We start from the raw sequence: 22448 nt of genomic DNA, 5'->3' as shown, positions 1-22448 counted from the left end.
ATCAAAATTCGAGGTAGTTATGCCGAGAATTCTCAGAATCAACACCCGGACCAAAGAATATCGGTTTGAAGAATTGGGCCAGTACGCCAATCTTGGAGGTCGCGCTCTGACTTCCCGGCTCATCAACACGGAAGTCCCGGCGGACTGTCATCCCCTGTCCGCCGAGAACAAGCTGGTGATGGCTGGCGGTCTGCTTGCCGGTTCCACGGCAGCCAACTCCGGCCGCCTGTCCGTAGGCGCCAAGTCTCCGCTTACCGGCGGCATCAAGGAATCCAACTCCGGCGGCCTGTTTGCGCACAAACTTCCCAAGATGGACATCCATGCCATCGTGTTCGAGGACAAGCCCGAATCCGACGCGCCGTTCCAGACGCTGGTCATCAGCACGGACAAGGTGGAATTCAAGGACGCGGGCGAAATCGTGGGCATGGACAACTATCCGGCTCATGACAAACTGCTTGCCGAATACGGTGACAAGGCCATTGTGGCGCTGGTCGGCCCGGCAGGCGAAACCCTGCGCCAAACCGCAACCATCCAGTTCACCGATCCCTACAAGCGTCCGGCCCGCTCGGCAGGTCGCGGCGGCACCGGTGCGGTACTCGGCTCCAAAAAGATCAAGGCCATCGTACTTGATCCCGCCTCCAATGCCCCGGTCAAGCCTGCTGACAACGATGCGTTCAAGACCGCCCGCAAGACCTGGGTCGACATTCTTCAGGGCCATCCCGTCACCAGTCAGGGCCTGCCCGCATACGGCACCGCCATTCTGGTGAACGTGGTCAACGAAGCCGGGGCCATGCCCACCAAGAACTTCCGCTACGGCCAGTGCGATCACGCCGCCGAAATTTCCGGCGAAAAAATGGCCGAACTGATTGAAGCCCGCGGCGGCAAGGTCAAGGAACCCTGTCATACCGGCTGCATCATCCAGTGCTCCCAGCAGTACAACGACAAGGACGGCAACTACCTGACCTCCGGCTTCGAGTACGAAACCATCTGGGCATACGGCGCCAACGCCCTGATCAAGGATCTGGACGACATCGCCACGCTGGACCGCATCTGCGACGAAAAGGGCATGGACACCATCGAAGCTGGCAATGCTCTGGCCATTGCCATGGATGGCGGCGTCATTCCCTGGGGCGACGGCAAAACCGCCATCGAACTGATGCGCAAGGTCGGCACTTCCGATGCTCTGGCGCAAATCATGGGCAACGGCGTGGAGTTCGCGGCCAAGGCGTTCGGCGTGGAACGCGTTCCCACCGTGAAGGGCCAGTCCATGCCCGCCTATGACCCGCGCGCGGTCAAGGGCGTAGGCGTGACCTACGCCACCACGGCCATGGGCGCGGACCACACCGCAGGCTACGGCGTCTGCCAGAACATCCTCAAGGTGGGTGGCGATGTGGACGGTCTCAAGAAGGACGGCAACGTGGAGATTTCCAAGAATCTTCAGGTGGCCACCGCAGCCATCGACTCCATGGGCTTCTGCCTGTTCGCGGCCTTTGCCGTTCTGGACGCGGAAAACGGCGTTCAGGCCATGGCCGATCTGGTTCAGTCCTGGACCGGCAATTCCTTCAGCATTGACGATCTGGTCAATCTTGGCGTCAACTGCATGAAGGACGAGCAGGACTTCAACCAGCGCGCCGGTTTCACCAAGAAGGACGACCAGCTGCCCCGTTTCTTCCGCACCGAGCCCCTGCCGCCCCACAACGTGGTCTGGGACCTGAGCGAAGACGAACTGCAGGGCGCCAAGGCGTAGCTTCCTGCCGCATGAACCAAAAGACAGGGGCCGGGAAGCGATTCCCGGCCCTTTTTGCATCAGCATGCCCTTGCAACCATTGACCGCCGCCCGGCTCGCGGCTAGGTTATTTTCATGGGAATTGAAATCAAATGCTTTGCCACGCTGTCCCGGTTCCTGCCCGAAAACAGCGACGACCACCCGATTCAGGCGGGTGACACCGTGGAGTCCATTCTCGACAGGCTGGGAATTCCGACCAAGGAAGTGAACCTGATCTTTGTCAACGCCAATCGGGCGTTTCTGCATACGGAACTCAAGGACGGCGACAGACTCGGCCTGTTTCCGGCCGTGGGTGGAGGCTAGACGTGCATCCCCTTTCCCTGTCCCAAGCCATTTGCCATGCCGCCGAACCCGGCCTGCTGCCATCCGGCGACACCGGGCTGTTCCTCGGTACGCAAGCCGTCGCAGACATGGCAGCCACCTTTGACGCGCCCGGCTGGGAAGTCGAGGCACTGGCTCTGGATAGCGGCGTCATCCCCAAACGATATTCGCGGAGCAGGAATGCCATTGCTGCGGACCAGCAGGCACGGTTGCTGCGTTCCCGAGTGGCGCAGGTCGGCCTCGGCGGACTGGGCGGCAATCTTCTGGAAATGCTCGTTCGATCCGGCGTGGGCAGAATTCGATGCGCGGACGGAGATGTTTTCGAGGAAACCAACCTCAACCGCCAGATGCTTTCGACCATGGGGTTCCTGAACCGCCCCAAGGCTGAAGCAGCCCGGGACAGAAGCGGAAAAATCAATCCATCCGTGGAAATGGAAGCCGCAAACACGTTTCTCGACGCAAAGACCATGCCCGAATTTCTGCAAGGGGCCGATGTTGCCGTGGATGCCCTTGGCGGTCTGGATTGCCGTCCCCTGCTCCGGCGAACGGCTGCCGAAGCGGGCATCCCGCTTGTCACGGGCGCGCTTGCAGGCTGGACCGGCTATGCCGCCGTGGTCCTGCCCGGCTCGCCCGGCCCTGCGGATTTCATGGGCACGGACAACGCTGCCGAGGAAACTCTCGGCTGCCCGGCTCCCACAGTCACCGTCGTGGCCTCGATCATGGCTGCGGAAATCATCGCCATTCTTTCCGGGGCACAGCCCCGCCTTGCCGGAAAAATGCTCCTCATGGACCTGCAATCCATGTCCTTTGAAACCGTTTCCCTGTAACCGCCAAAACCTGCTTTTCCCTGCCGGTGTCCAACTGTGCGCCATTGTGCTGCGGTTGACTTAATACCCTCGGTCATGCATGAAACTACGGTAGGATACGATAGGTTTTCCATTTCAACAAAACGCGCAGAGTGAATCATGATAGCGAAGAATCAGGACGCCACGCTTCGGCTGCGGGTATGGATCGAACAGGATAATGAACTTTACATAGGCATCGGCAGCACGCTTCTCCTCCAGCAGATCGAGCAGCGTGGTTCCCTGCGTCAGGCAGCGGAAGCACTGGGCATGTCCTATCGCCGAGCATGGGGCAAGCTCAAGAAGACCGAAAAACGCCTCGGCTTCCCTCTGGTGGAAAAAACCCGGGGCATGGGCCAGAAGTTCAATCTCACCTCCCGAGGCAAGGAAATGATGGATCTTTTCCTCGCCTTTTATCTGGATGTCGAAAAATACGCTGCCCAGCGAGCCGGGGAAATTCTCGGCATGAATGTACGCAGTTCCGGAGAATTCTACCGGGACGACATGGAATAGAGGGAATCCCCATTCCGGGGATTAGGGATATACAACCATATTCGGAGGATAGGATGAAACGGATTACTCTGTCCCTTTGCACGCTGCTGCTGACAGCCCTGCTGGCGGTCCCGGCCTTTGCCGCAAGGACGCTGCTCATGGCGACCACCACCAGTACGGCCAACACGGGCCTGCTCGATGACCTGATCGTGCCCCAGTTCAAGAAGGACACGGGCATCGAGATCAAGTTCATCGCGGTTGGCACGGGCAAGGCCCTGAAAATGGCGGAAAACGGCGACGTGGACGTGGTTCTGGTCCATGCCCCGGCTGCGGAAAAGGTCTACGTGGACAAGGGTGTGCTCATCGACCGCACCCAGCTCATGTACAACGATTTCGTGATCATCGGCCCGGACAGCGATCCCGCAGGCATCAAGGGCATGACTCCGGCCAAGGCGCTCAACGCCATTGCCGCCAAGCAGGCCGTCTTTGCCAGCCGCGGCGACAACTCCGGCACCAACAAGAAGGAAATCTCCCTGTGGAAGGCCGCCGACATGCAGGTCCCGGACAAGGAAGCCTGGTACGTGCAGACCGGACAGGGCATGATCTCCACCATCACGGTTGCCGAGGAAAAAGGCGCGTACACCATGACCGACCGGGGCACTTACATCAAGTATTCCGCCAACAAGGACGGCAATCCGCCGCTCAAGGTGCTGGTGGAAGGCGATCCCGTGCTGTTCAATCAGTACAGCGCTCTGGCCGTGAACCCGAAAATGCACAAGAACGCCAAGTACGATCTTGCCAAGGAGTTCATTGCCTGGATGGCCAGGCCCGAGACCCAGAAGGCCATCGGCGACTTCAAGCTGCTCGGCAAGCCCCTGTTCACGCCCAACGCCCAATAACCCGACAACACCATGGCCGGAAGGAAACCGTGTTTCCTTCCGGCCATTTCATACCAGCAAACTATGGATTATCTGCTTCAAGGATTTCTGCACGCCTTCGTGCTGCTGTTTCAAGGCGACCCGGAGACCTATTCCGCAGTCTGGACCACTGTGGCGGTTTCCACCACGTCCATCTGCTGCAGCATGCTCATCGGCGTTCCACTGGGGTTTTCCCTCGGATTCAACGAATTTCCCGGCAAACGGGCCGTACGTACCGTGGTGGACACGCTGCTTTCCTTTCCCACCGTGGTCATCGGCCTGCTTGTCTACGCCTTTCTTTCCCGAAGCGGCCCGCTCGGCAACATGGGACTGCTCTTTACCGTGCCCGGCGTGGCCGTGGGCCAGACCATACTGGGTCTGCCCATCATCATCGCCATGACCGCGAATGCCGTGGAAACCATGGACAAACGGCTGGCCCCGACCCTGATAACACTGGGTGCGGACAAGCGGCGCATCCTCCGTGACACCGTGCTGGAAGCGCGCTTCTCGATCATGCTGGCCGCCATGGCCGCATATGGCCGCATCGTGTCCGAAGTGGGCATCTCCATGATGGTGGGCGGCAACATCAAATGGCACACCCGAACCATCACCACGGCCATTGCACTGGAAACCGGCAAGGGGGAATTCGAGATGGGCATCGCGCTCGGCATCGTCCTGCTCGCCGTGGCCTTTGCCGTGAACATCAGCGCCGCGACTCTGCGCAAAAGGGCCACTCAATGACCGCTCCACTCATTTCCCTGAAAAACATTCGCCAGCAATACGGCGGAAGAACCGTTCTGGAAATTCCCGCGCTGGACATCCAGCCCGGAACCATAGTCGGACTGGCCGGACCAAACGGCAGCGGCAAATCCACCCTGCTCCGGCTGCTCGCATTTCTCGAAGCCCCGGCCTCGGGTCAGGTCTGCTTTGAAGGACAGCCGGAATCCATCGGCCCGGGTGGCGTGCACCGCCATGTCACGCTGCTGGTGCAGGAGCCCTACCTGCTCAAGCGCTCCGTGTTTGCCAACGTGGCCTACGGGCTCAAGGTCCGGGGGGAAACCGACATCACGCCCAAAGTCGCCGAGGCTCTGGAGCAGGTCGGTCTGGATTTCAAGGAATTCGCCAAACGTTCCTGGTTCGAACTCTCAGGAGGGGAATGCCAGCGAGTGGCCCTTGCCGCACGGTTGATCCTGCGGCCCAAGGCGCTGCTCATGGACGAACCCACGGCCAGTCTGGACACGACCAGCGCAACACGCATTCGCACGGCCGCCCTGTCCGCACGGACCGATCAGGGCACCACTCTGGTGATTGCCAGCCACGACATGACGTGGTTGAATGAGGTCTGCGACACCATACTCTTTCTGCAAGACGGCCGCATTGCGGACCGCACATGATTTCCCCGGAGGACACAAATGAAAGCCATATCCATCATCGGCCCCAAGAATTCCGGCAAGACCACGCTCGGTCTGCAACTTGCCGAAGCGCTCAAGGACATGGGCCAGACCGTGGCCGCAGCCAAGTTTTCCCATCACGGATTCGACTGGCAGGATGCGGACACGACCGAATACGCCAAGGTCTGTGACACCGTGGCCGGACTCGGCCCGTCCGAAACCTTTGTCCGCTGGGACAAGCACAATTTTTTCCCGGACCTCTTTCCTCTGCTTTCCGCGGATGTGCTGATCGTGGAAGGCGGCAAGACCATCGGCCTGACCCCGCGCGTCCTGTGCCTGAACGGCGACCTGAAGGACGGCACGGACTGGCTGGAACCCGATCTGGCCATCGCGACCTGGGGCGAACACACACTTGCCTCCATACCGGCCTTCGACTCCGTTGAGGAGCTGGCCAAGCTGGTCATGAACAAGGCGTTCCTGCTTCCCGGGCTGGACTGTTCCACCTGCGGCCGCGAGAATTGCAAGGGACTGGCAAGGGATATCGTGACGGGCAAGGTCGGTCCGGAGGCATGCCTTGCCATGCACAATTCCATCAAGGTGGACATCAACGGCGCTTCCATCGGCATGAAGCCCTTTGTGGAAAACATCATTGCCGCGTCCGTGCGTGAAATGCTCCGCACGCTCAAGGGCTATGCCCCGGGCAAGGCGACCATTTCCCTGGATGTATAAAACTTGCCAACCGCAGGGATCAAGGCTACTCCACCCAGATGCAAATAGTTCTCTTTGAGCCGGAAATTCCCCCGAATACCGGCAACATCGCGCGCCTGTGCGCAGCAACGAAAACCCGGCTGCACCTCATCGAGCCGCTCGGCTTCAAGGTGGATGACAAGCATCTCAAACGCGCAGGGCTGGACTACTGGCCTCACGTGGACGTGCACATCCACCCCGACTGGAACGAATTCATGCAGTCGGTCCAACCGGAACGGCTTGTCATGGCCTCGGCACGAACCGGCGTCGCACATCATTGCTTCGACTTTCGCGAAACCGATTGCATCGTGCTCGGCCCGGAAACCCGAGGCCTGCCCGACGATCTGCTGGATAGCCACCCGGACCATGTGCGCATCCCCATCTGGGGCGAAGTGCGCAGCCTGAACCTGTCCACATCCGCAGGCATTCTGCTCTACGAATCCCTTCGTCAAACCGGAAAACTCCCCAGGTGACGGTTGTATTCCAACCCATCAACCTGTATTACCATTCAAATAGAGACAAACCTTCAACCACGAAATATACCCATGAAACTACTCGTCACCGGCGGATGCGGCTTTATCGGCAGCAACTTCATCCGCCTCATGCTCGCAAAGCACCCGGACTGGTCCATAGTCAACCTCGACCTGCTCACCTATGCCGGCAACAGGCTGAATCTGGCCGATCTTGAGGAAAACGAATCTCGCTACACCTTTGTTCAGGGAGACATCCGGGACCGGGAACTGGTTCTGGACCTGCTGGACTCCAGCGTGGATGCCGTGGTCAATTTTGCGGCCGAGTCCCATGTGGACCGCTCCATCAACGACCCGTCCCCGTTTGTGGACACCAACGTGGGCGGCGCACAGAACATGATGGAATGCGCCCGGCAGCGCAGGATCGGCCGCTTTGTCCACGTTTCCACCGACGAGGTGTACGGTACGCTGGGCCGAGACGGAAAATTCACGGAACGAACGCCTCTGGCCCCAAACAGCCCCTATTCCGCAAGCAAGGCCGGAGCCGACCTCATGGCCCGCGCCTATTTCGAAACCTATGGTTTCCCCGTGGTCGTGACCCGGTGTTCCAACAACTACGGCCCGTACCAGTTCCCGGAAAAACTGATCCCCCTCATGTTTCTCAATGCCTGCGCGGACAAGCCGCTGCCCGTGTACGGCAACGGCATGAACGTTCGCGACTGGATTTACGTGGATGACCACTGCACGGGCGTGGAACTTGCCCTGACAAAGGGACTGGAAGGCGACGTGTACAACTTCGGCGGCGATGCGGAAAAGACCAATCTGGAAGTGGTCAAAACCGTGCTCGCCCAGTTGGGCAAACCCGAATCCCTGATTTCCTTTGTCAAGGATCGACCCGGCCACGATCTGCGCTATGCCATGGACTTTTCCCATGCGCGCCGCGAACTCGGCTTTGCTCCCTCTCTGGACTTCACCCATGGAATGCAGAGAACCATCCAGTGGTATCAGGACAATCCAGAATGGCTGAAAAAAGTGCAAAGCGGCGAATACCGCACCTTCATGACATCCTGGTACGAGGAACGCTGATGGAACCGGCAGGCAAAACCATCCTGATCTTCGGTGGCAGGACCGGACTGCTCGGACAGGCGCTGACCAAGACCTTTGCCAAGGCAGGAGCCAACGTGATCGCCCTGTCCAGCAAGGATGGGGACGTGATCGACCAGATACAGGTGCAGAAACTGCTGGTCGAGCATTCTCCGGACGTCGTGATCAATGCCACGGCCTATACGCAAGTTGATCTGGCCGAGGATCAGGAAGAACTCGCATTTACACTCAATGCCACGGTGCCGCCACTGCTGGCTGCACAAGCCGCGAGAATCGGCGCCCTGTTCATCCATTACTCCACGGATTTCGTCTTCCGGGGAGACAAGACCGAGCCCTATACGGAAAATGACGCCCCCGGCGCGATGTCCGTCTACGGAATCAGCAAAAACGACGGCGAACAGGGACTCCTCAAGCTTGGATACCCCGACACCCTGATCATCCGCATCTCGTGGCTGTTCGGCCCGGGCAAAATCAATTTCGTGGAAAAAATCCTGTCGCTGGCCGCTGAACGCGACAGACTCACCGTAGTGAACGACCAGACCGGGTCACCGTCATATGCGCCGGACGTGGCCGACGGCACGTTGGAACTGATTCGCAACGATGCCCGAGGCCTTTTCCATCTCAGCAATTCCGGTCAGACAACATGGCACGGTCTGGCCTCGGCTGCCGTTGAACTGGCCGGACTGAATTGCGAGGTGGCCCCTGTTCCCACATCGGCCTATCCCACCAAGGCAATACGCCCCAAATACTCGGTTCTCGACCTGTCCCGATATCGGACCGCCACAAACGCGAACCCCCGGCCGTGGGAGGAAGCGCTTCGGGAATATGTGCAAAATGAACTGGGCTACAACGCCTCGAACTGAAAGAACAAACGCCAAATGCAAGCGGGCCGGATCAGTCTCTGATCCGGCCCGCTTTTTTTTCAGACAACTAGACCATGAGGTCGCGTATCTTGATGTTGGCGGCTCCCAGCCGCTCGGAAAGCATGTTGACCAGAAAACGGTTGATGCTGGTAACCAGCACGGGTGCACGCTTTTCCACGGCATCAAGCTTTTCCCGCGTCATCTTGTACACGACGCATTTTTCCGCGGCGCGAATCGTGGCCGACCTCGGCGCATCCGTGTAAATGCCCATCTCTCCGAACACGGCTCCGGGACCGACCTTCTTGATGCGCAGAATCTTTCCGCCCTCAAGTTCAAGCTCCACATCCAGCCTGCCGGACTCCACGAAATACATGGCATCGGACGCGTCGCCCTGACGAAAGACCACATCGCCCTTTTTCACGTATTCCTTCCTGAGCAGCTTCATGAGCACCGGAATGTATCTGGGTTCGGGAAAAACCGGCTCCAACAGCTTGGTCAGGGACAAATGCTGCATGTCCCGCAGGTTTTCCCGGTCCAGCACTTCGTTTTCGCACCATTCCATGGCGAAATCCAGATTGTGAAAGACCTTGAAGCCCCCCTCATCACCGGTGTAGCCGCTCTTTTCCAGATGTTCCTCCAGCTCCAGCGGAGCGCTGGTGATGATCACCTCGAAGCCGAAGGTTTCGGCAAGCGTCCTGAGCTTGGCAAACCCGATGCCCGCAGCCGAAGCCAATCCCGTGACCAGCCGGAAATCCAGAATCAGATATTCCACGGGAAGCAGATTTCGGTTCTCCAACCGACTTCCGATGTCCTGAAGCAGACGCTGCATGGACCCCAGAAACAGAAACCCCTGCAAGCGCAGGATGAAGATATGATCCCCGTATTCCGCAAGAATGCGCTGCTGCGCCGGAGCCCTGTCCACATTGCTGTGATGATTCACGCCGGAAAGCACGTTCCGGACAACCCCGCCCCTGCTGTAGCGACGAACCGTGGCGAGCATAGCCAGAGCGATTCCGAACCCAATGCCTTCGAGAATTCCGAAAAACACGGTAAACAGAAAAGTGATCCACAGCATGGCCGTATCGTCACTTCGGGTAAACGCGCTCCTCGTCTGGAACAACCAGTTGCGCAGAATCTCCAGGCCGATGTATACGATGAATCCTTCAGGTACGAATCGTGGCAGATACAACAGGATGTCGTCGGCAAACCAGAACAGTGCACCGCAGACAAATGCCGCCACCAATCCGGAAACCGCGCCGCGCGCCCCCACGAGGTAGTTGCCCGCGCTCTGGCTGTAAAGCAGGGAAACAGGACCGCCGCCAGTCAATCCGGAAAACAGATTGGCAAGTCCCAGCGACGAATACTCGCGACTCAGGTCGATTTCCCTTTCCTGAAGCATTTCCAGCTTGGTGATGCGATACATGGTCGTGAGCACGGCAAGGATGGATATGGCGCCGAGATACGGGCTGTTCGACTTGAGCACTCCCCACTGGATGCTGTCCAGAAAATTGGCATCCACGCCGAGCAGCACGCTACGGACCGACGCGCCCTCGGGCAATGGCAGCACTGCAGCCAGAGATCGGACGTCCTCGGTTTCCCCCCATATGCCTGCGGAAAAGCCGGCAGCGGCCCCCGCGACAATGAGCAGCAGGACCAGCAGGGAATTTCCAGACCTGCCCAGACAAAGGAATACCAACAGGCCGAACACGACTCCGGGCCCCATGCTGAACAGGAAATAGCTCAGCTTGAGATGCATCATGCTGTTCACAAACGCGCTGACGGGACTCGTCCAGTCGATGTCCAGCCCGCTCATGGAATCAAGCGCACCGAGCAGCACGAAAATGCCGACCCCGCCGATGACCCCGCCGATGATCTGCACGGGAATGTACCGCACCATTTCTCCGACGCGGAAACGCCCCATCAGGTACAGTGCCAATCCGGCGCACAAGGCGGCAACGGTCAGTCCGGCCACCATCGTTGCGAACAGATGGCCTTCGGGATACAGCCCCTCCATGCTGCGCTGGATCGAACCAAGAAACAGGAACAGGACAGCGGAAATCACGGCCTCGGGACCGGCAAGGGCAAACGGAATCCCGGCACGGGAGGCATACACGAACCCGCCAACCACCGAGGCGGTCAGCGCCATTGCCAGCACCTGCGGCAGGAATTCCCGAACCCCGGGCTGGGATGTGGCGAGCAGGGCAAAGGCCAAGGCCACCACAAAACAGACAAGTCCGGACACGACCCCGGAATAGATGTTGAGAATCAGACTGCCCTGAAAAAATCTGCCGTTCTGCCCTACCGGCCTGTCGACGCCCGGAGACGCAACGGCATCGCCCCCCTGAAACGCGGCATCCCAGACAGGATTTTCCGCATCCTCGGCCAGATCGCTCAGGTCCAAGTCCTCTTCGGATGGTTCGGGAATCTCCTCGGCAGGCAGCACCGGCCTGCCGCAATTCGGACATGTGTCCACACCGTCGCCCATCACATGGCCGCACTCGCTGCAAACCGAATCCTCGCCGGACTCCTCCGGTTCTTCCGCCTCGACAGCATCGGCAGCCTCCACAATTTCCACAGCCACGCCGCATTCCGGGCACTTGGCCTTTCTACCGGCAAGCTTGTCGGGAACTTTGCGTTCGTATCCACATTGTCCGCATTTGAAAATCGCCACGGTTCACCACCAGAGGTCACAAAATATCCGTTTCCGGGCCATGAAATACAACCATCCCGACAGTACACGTCTTTTTACGAAACATACGTGAAGGATGCAGCCTGTGCAAGCCGGGACCTGAGCCGGCGCGCAAGAAAAAAATCCAATGCCCTAAAGAATTCGATTAATCCGCCGATAAAACGACTACGAAGGGCCGGAATAGTGCACACGGATCGTGCCATCCCCCCTTTTCACGAGACCGAATCCCAAGGAAGGGCTGCACATGAACCGCAACACGTTGCTATCGGTCATATTCGCTATGACGGAAAACACGGCCGGACCGCCCAGACTGCTCGCCTCCCTGGCAAGACAATCCGAAGGGCGAAGCCGGACCGAAGTGGTTGCGGTATCCTCGACAGCATTCCCGCGATTCACGTCTTCCCTGTGGCAGGAGATTTCCGGCTGTCGAAACGTCACTCTGGTGGAAACCGAGCAAACGGCTTCGGTCTCGGAACAACTGAATCTGGGCGGTATGCAGGCGTCCAGCCAATACCTTCTTTTTCTTGCTCCCGAGACCCGTCTCGACCCCAAGTTTCTGACATCGATTCTGCCGGTTTTCGATGAGAATCCGGAAATTGATGCTGTATATTCCGACTATATCCGCCTTGTTCGTGATGCATCGTCAGCGGAATCGGGATTCGTGCAGCTGCCGGGTTTCTCGGTGTCGGCATTGCAATCCCGCAACATTCTCGGCCCGGCAGTCTGCTATCGCCGAACGGTATGGGAGCAGGACATCCGATTTCGCGCCAACACCACATACCGCGAATGGGACTACCACGTGCAGGTGACACTGACCGGAGCCTCCTTTTTCCACATCCCCTATCCTCTTGTCACCGCCGAACAGGGCAAGCCGTCGTTCAAGGCTCGGGCCGAAGACGGACGAAACAAGGCACTGCTCGTCATCAACAACCAGAGCTTCTTTCACCCCCACACCGTGCGCTGGGCCCTGTGCCACCTTCGTGGCGAAACCTGGGCAACACCGCATGCGCTGGGGGTGATCCCCGGGCCCCTGGATGTGACCAGACAGTTCAACGACCACATTCTTCACAGAATCGGGGCACACCGCACAACGCAAAATGCCATTCGGCAGTTCGAATCCTCCGTCGCGCACCTCTGAACGAAAAAAGCCGCCTCGAATGAGGCGGCCCAAAAGAGTCTGCGCCAAAAGAACGCACTACAAGGGCAGCCCGTTCTCCTCCAGATCCCTGATCAACAATTCGCGGATGCGTTTGGCCACCGGGCCGGGACGCACATCGTGAATGGGAATTCCGTTGAAGCGGACAACCGAAATGGCGTCACCGCTGGTTCCCACGAGAATCACTTCCTTTGCATCCAGAATTTCATCCTCGGAAATGCCGCGGAAAATGATGGGAATCTCGTGCTTGATCAGGTCCACGGCCCGCATGAGCGTGGTCCCGGCAAGGGCATTGGTGAATTCCGGGATATGGAGCTTGTCGTCCTGATCCACGATGCACACATTCTCGGTTGCGCCTTCGGCCAGCAGACCGTGCTTGTCAAAGCAGAACGGAAAATCGTGTCCCTTTTCCACGGCCTCGCGCTTCATGAGCACGTTGGGCAGGTAGTCGATGGACTTGATGGTCGCAAGATACGCCTGCTTGGCCGGAATGGACGTCTTGAATGCGCTTGCGCCCTCGGTGTAAAAACGCTCGGGCTTGGGATGGAAGTTGTAGGCGACCACATAAAGACTCGCTTCCGGGCATTCCCGGGCATCGATGCCGAAACTGCCGGGACCGCGTCCCATGAGCACGCGCACCAGTCCGTCCTTCTGCCCACCGGCCCGACACACGTCCTGAATGACTTCCCGGATATGATCCCAGGAACACGGCGGCTTGAGGTAGATGGCCTCACTGGAACGCTGGAGGCGTTCCATGTGCGGCTCGAGCTGATACAGCTTGCCGCCGATGAATTTCATGGTTTCGAACACGCCGTCCCCGCGATGCACGAGGTGGTCGTCCCAGGGCATGAGCATCATTCCGGGGTCGGTGCAGATCAAGCCCACACGGTGTTCGTAAAATGCCTGAATCTCCGAGATGCCGGGCCGTTTGGCCTCAAGCATGGCCTTGAGGTAAGCCTCGCCGTCCGCTGTCTTCACCATGTTCTTTCCTTGTGTTTCGGCAATCGGGCTGTATTGGATAAAAAAATCCGGCAGGGGCCGAGCCGCCTGCCGGACACAATTGCTTCCGTGCCTAGGGAACCCGCAGCAGGTCGCGTTCCATCAATGTCTCGGCGATCTGCACGGTGTTCAGGGCCGCTCCCTTGCGGATGTTGTCGGACACCACCCACAGATTCAGGCCATTTTCAATGGTTTCATCCTCGCGGATGCGGCCGACAAAGGTGTCGTCCAGACCGGCCGCGTCCACAGGCATGGGATAGGCCAGCTTTTCCGGGTAATCCACCACGGTAATGCCGGGGGACCTCGCCAGCAGGGCGCGGCAGTCGTCACCAGTGAGCTTGAGTTCGGTCTCGATGTTCACGGACTCGGAATGGCCGTAGAACACGGGCACACGCACGCAGGTGGCCGTGACCTTGATGGACTCGTCGCCCATGATCTTGATGGTTTCGTTGACCATCTTCATTTCTTCCTTGGTGTAACCGTTCTCCTCGAACACATCGATATGCGGCAGGCAGTTGAACGCGATCTGATGCGGATACACGTCCGCGACCACGGGCTGACCGCTCATGAGACGACGCACCTGATTTTCCAGCTCCACGATGGCCTTCTGCCCGGTGCCGGACACGGCCTGATAGGTGGAAACCACCACGCGCTTGATCCGGGCCTCGTCATGAATGGGCTTGAGAGCCACCATCATCTGGATGGTGGAACAGTTGGGGTTGGCGATGATGCCCTTGTGCCAGTCCAGATCATGCGGATTCACTTCCGGCACGACCAGCGGACACTCGGGGTCCATGCGCCATGCGCTGGAATTGTCCACCACAACGCAGCCAGCCTTGGCAGCGAACGGAGCAAAATGCCGGGAAGTGCCACCGCCAGCGGAAAAAAGTGCCAGATCGATTCCCTCGAAGGAATCCTCCTTCATCTCGACAACGGTCAGTTCCTGATCCCGAAACGGAACCCTGGTTCCGGCGGACCGGCTGGAGGCCATGGGGATGACCTCGCTGCACGGGAAATCGCGCTGTTCGAGGACCTTCAACATCTCGCGGCCCACGGCGCCGGTTGCGCCGCACACAGCCACTCTGGGATTCTTCTTGCTCATGTTATCTTCCCCCAAACGATCTAGATCTTGAGTTTGCCGCCGATTTCCAGGCAGGCTTCGGCCCGGTTCAGCGTATAGAGGTGCACGCCCGGAGCGCCACCGTCGACAAGTTCCTGTGCCTGCCTCACGGCATAGTCCATGCCGAGTTCGTAGACGGCATCGTCCCCACCCTTCTCATGCGCCTTTTCCAGTGCGCTGAGGAATTTGCCGGGAATCGCGGCCCCGCACAGGGACAGAATGAATTTCGCGGATTTCAGGCTCATGATGGGAAGCACGCCCGGAATCACCGGCACGTCGCTGCCCATGGCCTTGAGCCGAGCCACATAGTCGAAATAGAGCCTGTTGTCGAAAAAGAGCTGGGTCACGAGAAACTCGGCTCCTTCCCTGACCTTGAGCCCCACCATGTCCAGATCGGCCTGAATGGAGGGGGATTCGGGATGCGGCTCGGGATAGGCGGCTCCGCCCACGCACATGTCCGGAAAACGTTTTCTGATGAAGGAAATCAGATCCGTGGCATGCTGGAATTCCTGGGAGCCGAAATCGAAATTGTCGCAACCGCGAGGCGGATCGCCACGCAGGGCGAGCACGTTTTCAATCTCCGCATCCTGAAGGCTGGACAGAAAATTCTCCAGTTTTTCCGAGGAGGCTCCCACGCTGGTGAGATGCGTCAACGGTTCCAGACCGTGGTCGCGCTTGATGCGCGTGGCGATTTCCAATGTATTATCCTGCGTGCCGCCGCCAGCTCCGTAGGTCACGGAAGCGAACAGGGGGTCGAGCGACTTGAGCTTGTCCACGACGTCAAAAAACGCAGGCCACGCCTCCTGTTCCTTGGGAGGAAAGAATTCCAAGGAAATAAAGGGGGATTTGCTCCTGATCAGTTCACTGATGCGCAATGACTCTCTCCTTTCTCTCTACATTCGCGCCCGCCCCCGCAAAACGGGCAAGTTCCAACATATACTCCGTATCTCCGCGTCCTTCAATCCCGAATTTCCCTGAACGTCCGCGCCAGTCAGCGTCAGCCAAGGGTCCGCAGATCATCGACGATACGAATGTCCGCGGGCAGAAATTTCACGCCCTCGGGATGCGCCGGGTCCACCCAGACCATGTCCTGCCCTTCGCACGCAGTCAGCGTGCCGGTAAAATCCCGGACATGATAAAAACGCAGACGGACAAAAAAGTCTTCATATTCATGGACAAGCTCACGCCAGAACTCGCAGTCCACGGCCGTCACACCCAACTCTTCCTGAAGTTCCCGCACCACGGCCTGCTCCGGGGTTTCTCCGGGATCGACCTTGCCACCGGGAAACTCCCACCAGCCGGCCATGCGCATGCCCTCGGGCCGCTCCACGGCCAGATACCAGCCGTTGCGCCAGATGATGCCCGCCACTACGTCCAGAGTTGGTTTCATTCGTCCTCCCCAAGCAGTTCGGACTTGCGCCTGTTCACGGCTTCGATGGACTCCTCCAATTCGGCCATGCGTTCCATGAGATGCTCGGCCCACTCCGAGACCTCGCGATAGGCGTTGTTCAGCTTCAGGGCCTGATCCGGCTTTTCATACAGGGTCGGGTCATTGAGCTGTTCCTCAAGGGAACTCTGTTCCTCAAGGGATTTTTCCAGATCAACCTCGAGCTTGTCATATTCCTTTTTCAGGGGACGAAGTTCCTTGTACAGCTCGTTGCGAATCTCGGCCTGCCGCCGCTTTTCCTCCCGGGTCAACTTGCGCTTCTGAGGCACGACTTCGGCAGGGCGCTCGGCCTCGAGCGCGGCCTGCTTCTCCTTGGCATGGTACTCCTTGAACCCGCCCATGTACTGGGACAGGCCGTTCTCGTTCAGGGTCCACACCTCTTCGGCGACCTCGTTGAGCAGGTAGCGGTCATGCGCCACGAAGAACAGCGTACCTTCGTAATCCTTGAGCGCACTGACCAGCCCTTCCCGTGTCTCGATGTCCAGATGGTTGGTAGGTTCGTCGAGAATGAGGAAGTTGGCCCGCGCCAGAAAAAGCGTGGCAAGCAGCAGACGGCTCTTTTCACCGCCGGAAAGCCCCTTGACCCTGCGCTCGAAGAACGGTTCGCCCAACAGGAACAGACCGAGCACGCTCATGAGCTGTTCCTCGGTCAGATTGGGATCGGACAGCCTGCGGATTTCACCGATGACCGAGCCTTCGAGATTCAGAATTTCGGCCTGATGCTGGCTGAAATAGCCAATCCGAGTATTGGTGCCCACGGAGACATGCCCGTGCGAAGGCGCAAGCTGACCCACAATCAGCTTGAGCAAGGTGGTCTTGCCTGCACCATTGGGCGCGGCCAGAGCAATCTTCTTGCCGCGAAACACCTGAAAATTCAGCCGAGGCCACACGGACTTTCCGTTGTAGGCAAACTCCAGATCAACAGCGGACAGCGCGACCTTGTCCCCGCGATGCGGCTCGGGCAGGCTGAAGCTCAGGCTCCGCCCCCGCCGGGTGGTCATTTGCGACTGTTTGAGGCGGGAAAGCTCGGTTTCCAGCTTTTCCACCTTCCTCAGCTTGCTCTGCGCCTGAGCCGCCTTGCGTGCCTTGACGCGAAACCGACGGATATAGCTGTATTCATTTTCTATTTTAGCAGAGAGCTTGGCTGCTTCCTTTTCTCGGAGCCGGGCATTTTCCGCGTCCCAATCCAGAAATTCGTCAAAGGTTCCCTTGCGAAGAACAGGCTTGCCCCCGCCCAGAAACAGCACATGCGTACCCACGCGATTCAGAAAGATGCGATCATGCGCCACGAATGCAAGCGCACCCTTGTAGTTAAGCAGGTAGTCTTCAAGCCATTCCACGGCCTCAAGATCGAGATGGTTGGTGGGTTCGTCCAGAAGCAGCACGTCCGCGCCCTGAAAAAGCACGCGCGCCAGCTTGGCCCTTTCCCGCCAGCCGCCGGAAAGGCCGGAGAGGTTCTTGTGGAAATCCTCCTCGGAAAATCCGAGACCGGAAAGAATGGCACGGGCCTTGTGATCAGGGTTGTATCCGAACTTCTGCTCGAATTCGGCCTGTCTGTGCGAAAGCCGCTCGATCCGGGCCTGATCCCGATCGGCAACGGCCTTTTCCCACTCCTCCCAGAACTCGTTCCATGAAGGCAGGGCCGAAAGCACCCATGCCAGAAGCTGGGTCTCCAAATCCCGATCCCCGAATTCCTGTGCCACATAACCGACCTGCGCCCCTCTGGTCACGCTGACCTGTCCGGCATCGGGTTCGGTGACTTCGGCCAGAATCTTGAGCAGCGTACTCTTGCCGCAACCGTTCGGCCCGGTAAAGGCCAGACGCATGCCCGGACCGATTTCAAAGGAGAGGTCGGTGAACACGGCGTCACCGCCATAGGATTTTTCCAGTGATTGAACAGTTATTCTCGACATATCATGTATCTGCTTGACCTGACGGCCGAAATCCGGCCACAAGTAGTTTTTTTTCGATGGACAGCCAAGGGTGATATATGCGGAAAGCTCGAAACGCAAGGAAAGAGGCCGATTTCAACCCCGGAGACCACAAATCGTGACCCCCAAAAAGGACTGGTATGTCTACCTGCTCCGCTGCGCGGACGAAACGCTCTACTGCGGCGTGACAGTCGACCCGGACCGCAGGCTCTCCCAGCACAACGCCGGAACCGCATCCAAATACACACGCTCCAGACGCCCCGTCGTCATGGCCGCATGCGCCCGAGTGGCCGACAAAAGCACGGCCCTTCGCATGGAGGCAGCCATCAAGAAGCTCCCGCGCCGGGAAAAGCTGGCCCGGCTTGCAATGCTGGCAGACACGAACGGTTGAATCGGGAACGGCATCCGCATCCCTTGCCAAGGCGCACTTCCCAAGGTAGACTTGCGGGGTTCCGTATTTCGGCACCCTCAACCCACGGCAAACCATGGATACAAGCACACTCTATCTGCTTCTCGCCATGCTCAGCTTCGTGCTGGTGGCAGTTCTGCTCATCCATCACTACAACTGCAGCGAGGAAGTCAAACGCAGACAACGTCAGGTTGCAGGCAAGGAAGCTCTCCTGAACAAGAAGAACGACGTACTTGAACAGGAAAATGCAGCCCTTGAGGTCAAGCTGGACGAAATCGATGCGGAAATAGAGTCATACAGGAACTGATCCATGTGGTTGCCGCTCACGCTCATACTCATACTCTTCATCGCATTCTGCCTGCTTTACCGTGTCGTGTCCCAAAGCCGGAATATCGAGCTGTCGACTCTGGATAAACGCGAAAGGAACATAGAGGAAAAGTACCGTTTCCTCGCATCGCGAAAACGCAGTCTGGGAGCGGAAATCAGGGAAAAGGAAAACAGACTCCAAACCCTGCAGAACAGTCAGGAAGGCATCAGAACCATCTCGGCCGGGGATTTGGGCGCCACCGACGACGAGGAAGACGCCAACGACAAGATAAGCCGCTATCTCATCCAGCAGGGGAAGATCACGCTGGAACAGCATCAGAAGGTGCTGGACAAGATGTCTGTCCTGCAAATGGACTACATCGGCGTTTCCCTGACCCTGGGCTTCATCGACCTGAAAACAGCCAAGCAGACACTCAAGGCCAACAAGGTCGCCCAGCATTCCCTGTCCGTCTCGAAATAGTTTTCAGCACCGAAGGAAGGCCGCGGATTTTTTGCATCCCGCGGCCTTCCTTTCGTTGAGTCCGACTAGATATTGTCCAGCACGGCCTGCCCCATGGCCCTGCAACCGACCAGACGGGCTCCCCCCTGCATGATGTCCCCGGTGCGGAATCCCTGCTCCAGAGTGGCCGCGACCGCCCTGTCGATGCAATCTGCCTCCTCTGTCATGTCGAAGGAGTGGCGCAGCATCATGGAAATGGAGAGAATCGTTGCCAGCGGATTGGCCTTGTCCTGTCCAGCAATATCCGGAGCTGAGCCGTGAATGGGCTCGTACAGTCCGGGATTGCCTTCCCCGAGGGACGCGGACGGCAGCATGCCGATCGATCCCGTGATTGCCGCTGCCTCGTCCGAAAGAATGTCGCCGAACAGGTTGCCGGTCACGATCACATCGAACTGGGACGGATCACGCACAAGCTGCATGGCTGCATTGTCCACGTACAGATGTGTCAGCTCGACATCGGAATAGCCGGATTGATGCTCGTCGATCACGATCTCGCGCCAGACGCGGGACACGTCGAGCACGTTGGCCTTGTCCACGGAACAGACCCGGCCGGAACGCTTGCGCGCGGCCTCGAACGCAACCCGGGCAATGCGCCGGATTTCATGCTCGTAATAGACCATGGTATTGAAGCCGTAGCGCTCACCATTGCTTTCCCCGTCTTCGCGCGGCTCGCCGAAATAGATGCCGCCGGTCAGTTCCCGCACCACCATGACATCCAGCCCTCCGGCCACGATGTCCGGCCGCAGATAGCAGGAATGGGCAAGCTGGGGAAACAGGGTTGCGGGCCGCACATTGGCGAACAGGCCCAAGGCCTTGCGAATGCCGAGCAGCCCCTTTTCCGGACGAATGGCCGGATCGATGGTATCCCATTTGGGCCCGCCCACGGCACCAAGCAGCACCGCGTCCGAAGCCTTGCATTTCTCCACGGTTTCCTCGGGCAGGGGAACGCCGTCCGTATCAATGGCAATGCCGCCGATACGTGCTTCAACCGTGTCGAACTTCCTGCCGAACCGGTCGCCCACGGCCTCCAGCACCCGAAGAGCCTGTTCCACGATTTCGGTACCGATCCCGTCGCCGGGAATGACACATATTTTCATACTCTCTCCGATCAAGAATTCGTTATTCCATGAAGTTGCAGCCAGTCCCGGTCAATCAGGCAAGTTTGCGCTTGGCGTATTCGACCAGACCGCCCGCATCCAGAATCTCCTGCATGAACGGCGGGACTGGCGCACATTGCATCCTGTCCCCGGTGGTCCTGTTGACGATCAGGCCGGAAGCGGTATCCACCTCCAACTCGTCACCGTCATGAATCTTTTCGATATCATCGCCCACTTCCATGAGCACCAGCCCCATGTTGTAGCTGTTGCGATAGAAGATGCGAGCAAAACTCCGGGCAATGACAACAGGAATTCCCGCACCGAGAATGGAAATGGGGGCATGCTCGCGGGAAGACCCGCAGCCGAAGTTCTCCCCGGCAACCATGATGTCGTTCGGCTTGACACGCCTGATCCATCCGGCTTCCAATCCTTCCATGCAGTTGGCCCCCAACTCGGCCGGGTCCGTGGTCACCAGAAAACGGGCCGGAATGATGGCATCGGTGTCTATGTGATCACCCACTTTGTGGGAGGTTCCGGTCACTTTCATGTCGAACTCCTTGAAAATTACGGTTCTTCCGGACTACAGGTCCGCCGGATGCACGATTTCCCCGGCAATGGCACTGGCTGCGGCAACAGCCGGATTGGACAGGTAGACTTCACTTTCCAGACTGCCCATGCGGCCCTTGAAATTGCGGTTGGTCGTGGCAATGGCCCGTTCCCCGCCGGCAAGAATGCCCATGTGCCCGCCCAGACACGGCCCGCAGGTCGGCGGTCCAACGATGCAGCCCGCATCCATGAACACTTCCATGAGCCCTTCGGCAAGCGCCTGTTTCCAGATGGACGGCGTGGCAGGCAGCACGATGCAGCGCACCCGGGAATCAACCTTGCGCCCCCTGAGCACGGCAGCGGCCTCACGCATGTCCTCGATGCGGCCATTGGTGCAGGAACCGATCACGGCCTGATGCACCTGAAGTCCGGCCACCTCGTTCACGGGCTTCACGTTGTCCGGCAGATGCGGGCATGCGATCTGCGGAGCCATGCCGGTCACGTCGATGGTCACGACGCGCTCGTATTCCGCTCCCAGATCCGGCTCCATCCGGGCATCTCCGCTTCGCCCGGCGGCAGCAGTGTACGTCAGGGTCTTTTCGTCCACCGCAAACAGGCCGACCTTGCCCCCGGCCTCGATTGCCATGTTCGCCATGGTCATGCGGCCTTCCACGCTCAGCGCGTCCACTGCCGAACCACCGAATTCCAAGGCCTTGTACAAGGCTCCGGCCACGCCGATCCTGCCGATGAGGTTGAGCATGTAGTCCTTGGCTCCGACATGCGCCTCGGGCGTACCCGATATATCCACCCGAATGGTGGGCGGCACCTTGAACCATGTTTCGCCAAGGGCCATGGCCGCGCCCACGTCCGTGGACCCCATGCCCGTGGCAAATGCGCCAAGTCCGCCGTAGGTGCAGGTATGGCTGTCCGCGCCGATGACCACATCCCCGGGACCGACCAGCCCCCTTTCCGGCAGCAGCGCGTGTTCCACGCCGACCTCGCCCCCTTCGTAGTAATGGGTCACCCCCATTTCTCGGGCAAAATCCCGGACCACCTTGACCTGCTCCGCAGAATCGATGTCCTTGTTCGGGGTGAAATGATCGCACACAAGGGCAACCCGATCCCGATCAAAGACCTTTTCCGCGCCCATGGCCCGAAACGACTTGATGGCAAGAGGCGCAGTGATGTCGTTCGCCAGCACCAGGGATACCCGGCACTGCACGATCTGTCCGGGACCGGCAACCTCCTGGTCCGTGTGCCTCTGCAAGATTTTCTCAGCTAAGGTCTGGGCCATG

Annotated in this window: 24 protein-coding genes; 15 read left to right on the top strand and 9 right to left on the bottom strand. The window is 58.9% G+C overall.

Annotated elements, in window-relative coordinates:
* Positions 1 to 19 precede the first annotated feature (19 nt).
* The 11 genes from MPN23_RS02305 (at position 20) to rfbD (ending at position 8933) form a co-directional block, all read left to right on the top strand.
* Positions 20 to 1747, top strand: a complete 1728-nt coding sequence (locus MPN23_RS02305) for an aldehyde ferredoxin oxidoreductase family protein (protein WP_243545850.1) — start codon at positions 20 to 22, stop codon at positions 1745 to 1747.
* A 114-nt stretch (positions 1748 to 1861) separates the two neighbouring features.
* A complete protein-coding gene (locus MPN23_RS02300; protein WP_243545849.1) occupies positions 1862 to 2089 on the top strand; it encodes a MoaD/ThiS family protein in 228 nt (75 codons plus the stop codon).
* A 2-nt stretch (positions 2090 to 2091) separates the two neighbouring features.
* Entirely contained in the window at positions 2092 to 2934 is an 843-nt protein-coding gene (locus MPN23_RS02295; protein ID WP_243545848.1) for a HesA/MoeB/ThiF family protein, read from the top strand.
* 138 nt (positions 2935 to 3072) lie between these two features.
* Positions 3073 to 3462, top strand: coding sequence for a winged helix-turn-helix domain-containing protein (locus tag MPN23_RS02290; protein WP_243545847.1), 390 nt, complete (start codon positions 3073 to 3075; stop codon positions 3460 to 3462).
* A 53-nt stretch (positions 3463 to 3515) separates the two neighbouring features.
* Positions 3516 to 4340, top strand: coding sequence for an ABC transporter substrate-binding protein (locus MPN23_RS02285; RefSeq protein ID WP_243545846.1), 825 nt, complete (start codon positions 3516 to 3518; stop codon positions 4338 to 4340).
* A gap of 63 nt (positions 4341 to 4403) precedes the next feature.
* Positions 4404 to 5099, top strand: coding sequence for an ABC transporter permease (locus MPN23_RS02280; protein WP_243545845.1), 696 nt, complete (start codon positions 4404 to 4406; stop codon positions 5097 to 5099).
* Positions 5096 to 5752, top strand: coding sequence for an energy-coupling factor ABC transporter ATP-binding protein (locus MPN23_RS02275; RefSeq protein ID WP_243545844.1), 657 nt, complete (start codon positions 5096 to 5098; stop codon positions 5750 to 5752). Before MPN23_RS02280 ends, MPN23_RS02275 begins: the two co-directional genes overlap by 4 nt.
* A gap of 18 nt (positions 5753 to 5770) precedes the next feature.
* Positions 5771 to 6478 carry a molybdopterin-guanine dinucleotide biosynthesis protein MobB gene (locus MPN23_RS02270; protein WP_243545843.1) on the top strand — a complete coding sequence of 236 codons (708 nt, stop codon included), beginning with the start codon at positions 5771 to 5773 and terminating at the stop codon, positions 6476 to 6478.
* 38 nt (positions 6479 to 6516) lie between these two features.
* Entirely contained in the window at positions 6517 to 6969 is a 453-nt protein-coding gene (gene trmL / locus MPN23_RS02265) for a tRNA (uridine(34)/cytosine(34)/5-carboxymethylaminomethyluridine(34)-2'-O)-methyltransferase TrmL (RefSeq protein ID WP_243545842.1), read from the top strand.
* A gap of 72 nt (positions 6970 to 7041) precedes the next feature.
* Positions 7042 to 8052, top strand: a complete 1011-nt coding sequence (rfbB, locus tag MPN23_RS02260) for a dTDP-glucose 4,6-dehydratase (protein ID WP_243545841.1) — start codon at positions 7042 to 7044, stop codon at positions 8050 to 8052.
* Entirely contained in the window at positions 8052 to 8933 is an 882-nt protein-coding gene (gene rfbD, locus MPN23_RS02255) for a dTDP-4-dehydrorhamnose reductase (protein WP_243545840.1), read from the top strand. The genes rfbB and rfbD overlap by 1 nt, the downstream gene beginning before the upstream one ends.
* 67 nt (positions 8934 to 9000) lie before the next feature.
* Here rfbD and MPN23_RS02250 read toward each other — a convergent pair whose 3' ends face one another.
* Positions 9001 to 11514, bottom strand: a complete 2514-nt coding sequence (locus MPN23_RS02250) for a SulP family inorganic anion transporter (RefSeq protein WP_243545839.1) — start codon at positions 11512 to 11514, stop codon at positions 9001 to 9003.
* A 388-nt stretch (positions 11515 to 11902) separates the two neighbouring features.
* On the opposite strand from MPN23_RS02250, the gene MPN23_RS02245 reads away from it, so the two are divergent.
* Positions 11903 to 12760: a glycosyltransferase family protein gene (locus MPN23_RS02245; protein ID WP_243545838.1), complete on the top strand. Its 858-nt coding sequence runs from the start codon at positions 11903 to 11905 to the stop codon at positions 12758 to 12760.
* A gap of 57 nt (positions 12761 to 12817) precedes the next feature.
* Here MPN23_RS02245 and MPN23_RS02240 read toward each other — a convergent pair whose 3' ends face one another.
* The 5 genes from MPN23_RS02240 to MPN23_RS02220 all read right to left on the bottom strand — a co-directional run bounded on the left by MPN23_RS02240 (position 12818) and on the right by MPN23_RS02220 (position 18257).
* Positions 12818 to 13759: an aminotransferase class IV gene (locus MPN23_RS02240; protein ID WP_243545837.1), complete on the bottom strand. Its 942-nt coding sequence runs from the start codon at positions 13757 to 13759 to the stop codon at positions 12818 to 12820.
* Between the two features lie 91 nt (positions 13760 to 13850).
* Positions 13851 to 14879, bottom strand: coding sequence for an aspartate-semialdehyde dehydrogenase (locus MPN23_RS02235; RefSeq protein ID WP_243545836.1), 1029 nt, complete (start codon positions 14877 to 14879; stop codon positions 13851 to 13853).
* 20 nt (positions 14880 to 14899) lie between these two features.
* Positions 14900 to 15772, bottom strand: a complete 873-nt coding sequence (locus MPN23_RS02230; protein ID WP_243545835.1) for a methylenetetrahydrofolate reductase — start codon at positions 15770 to 15772, stop codon at positions 14900 to 14902.
* A 122-nt stretch (positions 15773 to 15894) separates the two neighbouring features.
* Positions 15895 to 16287 carry a (deoxy)nucleoside triphosphate pyrophosphohydrolase gene (locus tag MPN23_RS02225; RefSeq protein ID WP_243545834.1) on the bottom strand — a complete coding sequence of 131 codons (393 nt, stop codon included), beginning with the start codon at positions 16285 to 16287 and terminating at the stop codon, positions 15895 to 15897.
* Entirely contained in the window at positions 16284 to 18257 is a 1974-nt protein-coding gene (locus tag MPN23_RS02220) for an ABC-F family ATP-binding cassette domain-containing protein (RefSeq protein WP_243545833.1), read from the bottom strand. The genes MPN23_RS02225 and MPN23_RS02220 overlap by 4 nt, the downstream gene beginning before the upstream one ends.
* Positions 18258 to 18393: 136 nt before the next feature.
* On the opposite strand from MPN23_RS02220, the gene MPN23_RS02215 reads away from it, so the two are divergent.
* From MPN23_RS02215 to MPN23_RS02205, 3 genes are all read left to right on the top strand, one after another.
* Complete coding sequence (locus tag MPN23_RS02215) at positions 18394 to 18666, top strand: GIY-YIG nuclease family protein (protein WP_243545832.1); 273 nt, start codon at positions 18394 to 18396, stop codon at positions 18664 to 18666.
* Between the two features lie 94 nt (positions 18667 to 18760).
* Positions 18761 to 18991 carry a hypothetical protein gene (locus MPN23_RS02210; RefSeq protein ID WP_243545831.1) on the top strand — a complete coding sequence of 77 codons (231 nt, stop codon included), beginning with the start codon at positions 18761 to 18763 and terminating at the stop codon, positions 18989 to 18991.
* Between the two features lie 3 nt (positions 18992 to 18994).
* Positions 18995 to 19471, top strand: a complete 477-nt coding sequence (locus MPN23_RS02205; protein WP_243545830.1) for a hypothetical protein — start codon at positions 18995 to 18997, stop codon at positions 19469 to 19471.
* 65 nt (positions 19472 to 19536) lie between these two features.
* Here MPN23_RS02205 and leuB read toward each other — a convergent pair whose 3' ends face one another.
* From leuB to leuC, 3 genes are read right to left on the bottom strand one after another with little or no spacing between them, the layout of a single operon-like run.
* The gene (gene leuB, locus MPN23_RS02200; RefSeq protein ID WP_243545829.1) at positions 19537 to 20607 is read right to left on the bottom strand and encodes a 3-isopropylmalate dehydrogenase; all 1071 of its coding nucleotides are present in this window, start codon (positions 20605 to 20607) and stop codon (positions 19537 to 19539) included.
* Positions 20608 to 20662: 55 nt separating this feature from the next.
* On the bottom strand, positions 20663 to 21154 hold the full coding sequence (locus MPN23_RS02195; protein WP_243545828.1) for a 3-isopropylmalate dehydratase small subunit: 492 nt from the start codon (positions 21152 to 21154) through the stop codon (positions 20663 to 20665).
* A gap of 33 nt (positions 21155 to 21187) precedes the next feature.
* On the bottom strand, positions 21188 to 22447 hold the full coding sequence (gene leuC, locus MPN23_RS02190; RefSeq protein WP_243545827.1) for a 3-isopropylmalate dehydratase large subunit: 1260 nt from the start codon (positions 22445 to 22447) through the stop codon (positions 21188 to 21190).
* Position 22448 lies beyond the last annotated feature (1 nt).

Origin of the sequence: Pseudodesulfovibrio tunisiensis (genome assembly GCF_022809775.1) — a bacterium.
Lineage (GTDB): Bacteria > Desulfobacterota > Desulfovibrionia > Desulfovibrionales > Desulfovibrionaceae > Pseudodesulfovibrio > Pseudodesulfovibrio tunisiensis.
Note: the sequence above shows the minus strand (reverse complement) of the source record. Positions and strands in the feature narration are given on the sequence as shown.

What these genes read in the sequence shown, in the direction of transcription:
- MPN23_RS02305 (WP_243545850.1), top strand. Translation starts at nt 20, where the DNA reads ATGCCGAGAATTCTCAGAATCAACACCCGGACCAAAGAATATCGGTTT.
- MPN23_RS02300 (WP_243545849.1), top strand. Translation starts at nt 1,862, where the DNA reads ATGGGAATTGAAATCAAATGCTTTGCCACGCTGTCCCGGTTCCTGCCC.
- MPN23_RS02290 (WP_243545847.1), top strand. Translation starts at nt 3,073, where the DNA reads ATGATAGCGAAGAATCAGGACGCCACGCTTCGGCTGCGGGTATGGATC.
- MPN23_RS02285 (WP_243545846.1), top strand. Translation starts at nt 3,516, where the DNA reads ATGAAACGGATTACTCTGTCCCTTTGCACGCTGCTGCTGACAGCCCTG.
- MPN23_RS02280 (WP_243545845.1), top strand. Translation starts at nt 4,404, where the DNA reads ATGGATTATCTGCTTCAAGGATTTCTGCACGCCTTCGTGCTGCTGTTT.
- MPN23_RS02275 (WP_243545844.1), top strand. Translation starts at nt 5,096, where the DNA reads ATGACCGCTCCACTCATTTCCCTGAAAAACATTCGCCAGCAATACGGC.
- MPN23_RS02270 (WP_243545843.1), top strand. Translation starts at nt 5,771, where the DNA reads ATGAAAGCCATATCCATCATCGGCCCCAAGAATTCCGGCAAGACCACG.
- trmL (WP_243545842.1), top strand. Translation starts at nt 6,517, where the DNA reads ATGCAAATAGTTCTCTTTGAGCCGGAAATTCCCCCGAATACCGGCAAC.
- rfbB (WP_243545841.1), top strand. Translation starts at nt 7,042, where the DNA reads ATGAAACTACTCGTCACCGGCGGATGCGGCTTTATCGGCAGCAACTTC.
- rfbD (WP_243545840.1), top strand. Translation starts at nt 8,052, where the DNA reads ATGGAACCGGCAGGCAAAACCATCCTGATCTTCGGTGGCAGGACCGGA.
- MPN23_RS02245 (WP_243545838.1), top strand. Translation starts at nt 11,903, where the DNA reads ATGACGGAAAACACGGCCGGACCGCCCAGACTGCTCGCCTCCCTGGCA.
- MPN23_RS02240 (WP_243545837.1), bottom strand. Translation starts at nt 13,759, where the DNA reads ATGGTGAAGACAGCGGACGGCGAGGCTTACCTCAAGGCCATGCTTGAG.
- MPN23_RS02235 (WP_243545836.1), bottom strand. Translation starts at nt 14,879, where the DNA reads ATGAGCAAGAAGAATCCCAGAGTGGCTGTGTGCGGCGCAACCGGCGCC.
- MPN23_RS02225 (WP_243545834.1), bottom strand. Translation starts at nt 16,287, where the DNA reads ATGAAACCAACTCTGGACGTAGTGGCGGGCATCATCTGGCGCAACGGC.
- MPN23_RS02220 (WP_243545833.1), bottom strand. Translation starts at nt 18,257, where the DNA reads ATGTCGAGAATAACTGTTCAATCACTGGAAAAATCCTATGGCGGTGAC.
- MPN23_RS02210 (WP_243545831.1), top strand. Translation starts at nt 18,761, where the DNA reads ATGGATACAAGCACACTCTATCTGCTTCTCGCCATGCTCAGCTTCGTG.
- MPN23_RS02205 (WP_243545830.1), top strand. Translation starts at nt 18,995, where the DNA reads ATGTGGTTGCCGCTCACGCTCATACTCATACTCTTCATCGCATTCTGC.
- leuB (WP_243545829.1), bottom strand. Translation starts at nt 20,607, where the DNA reads ATGAAAATATGTGTCATTCCCGGCGACGGGATCGGTACCGAAATCGTG.
- MPN23_RS02195 (WP_243545828.1), bottom strand. Translation starts at nt 21,154, where the DNA reads ATGAAAGTGACCGGAACCTCCCACAAAGTGGGTGATCACATAGACACC.
- leuC (WP_243545827.1), bottom strand. Translation starts at nt 22,447, where the DNA reads ATGGCCCAGACCTTAGCTGAGAAAATCTTGCAGAGGCACACGGACCAG.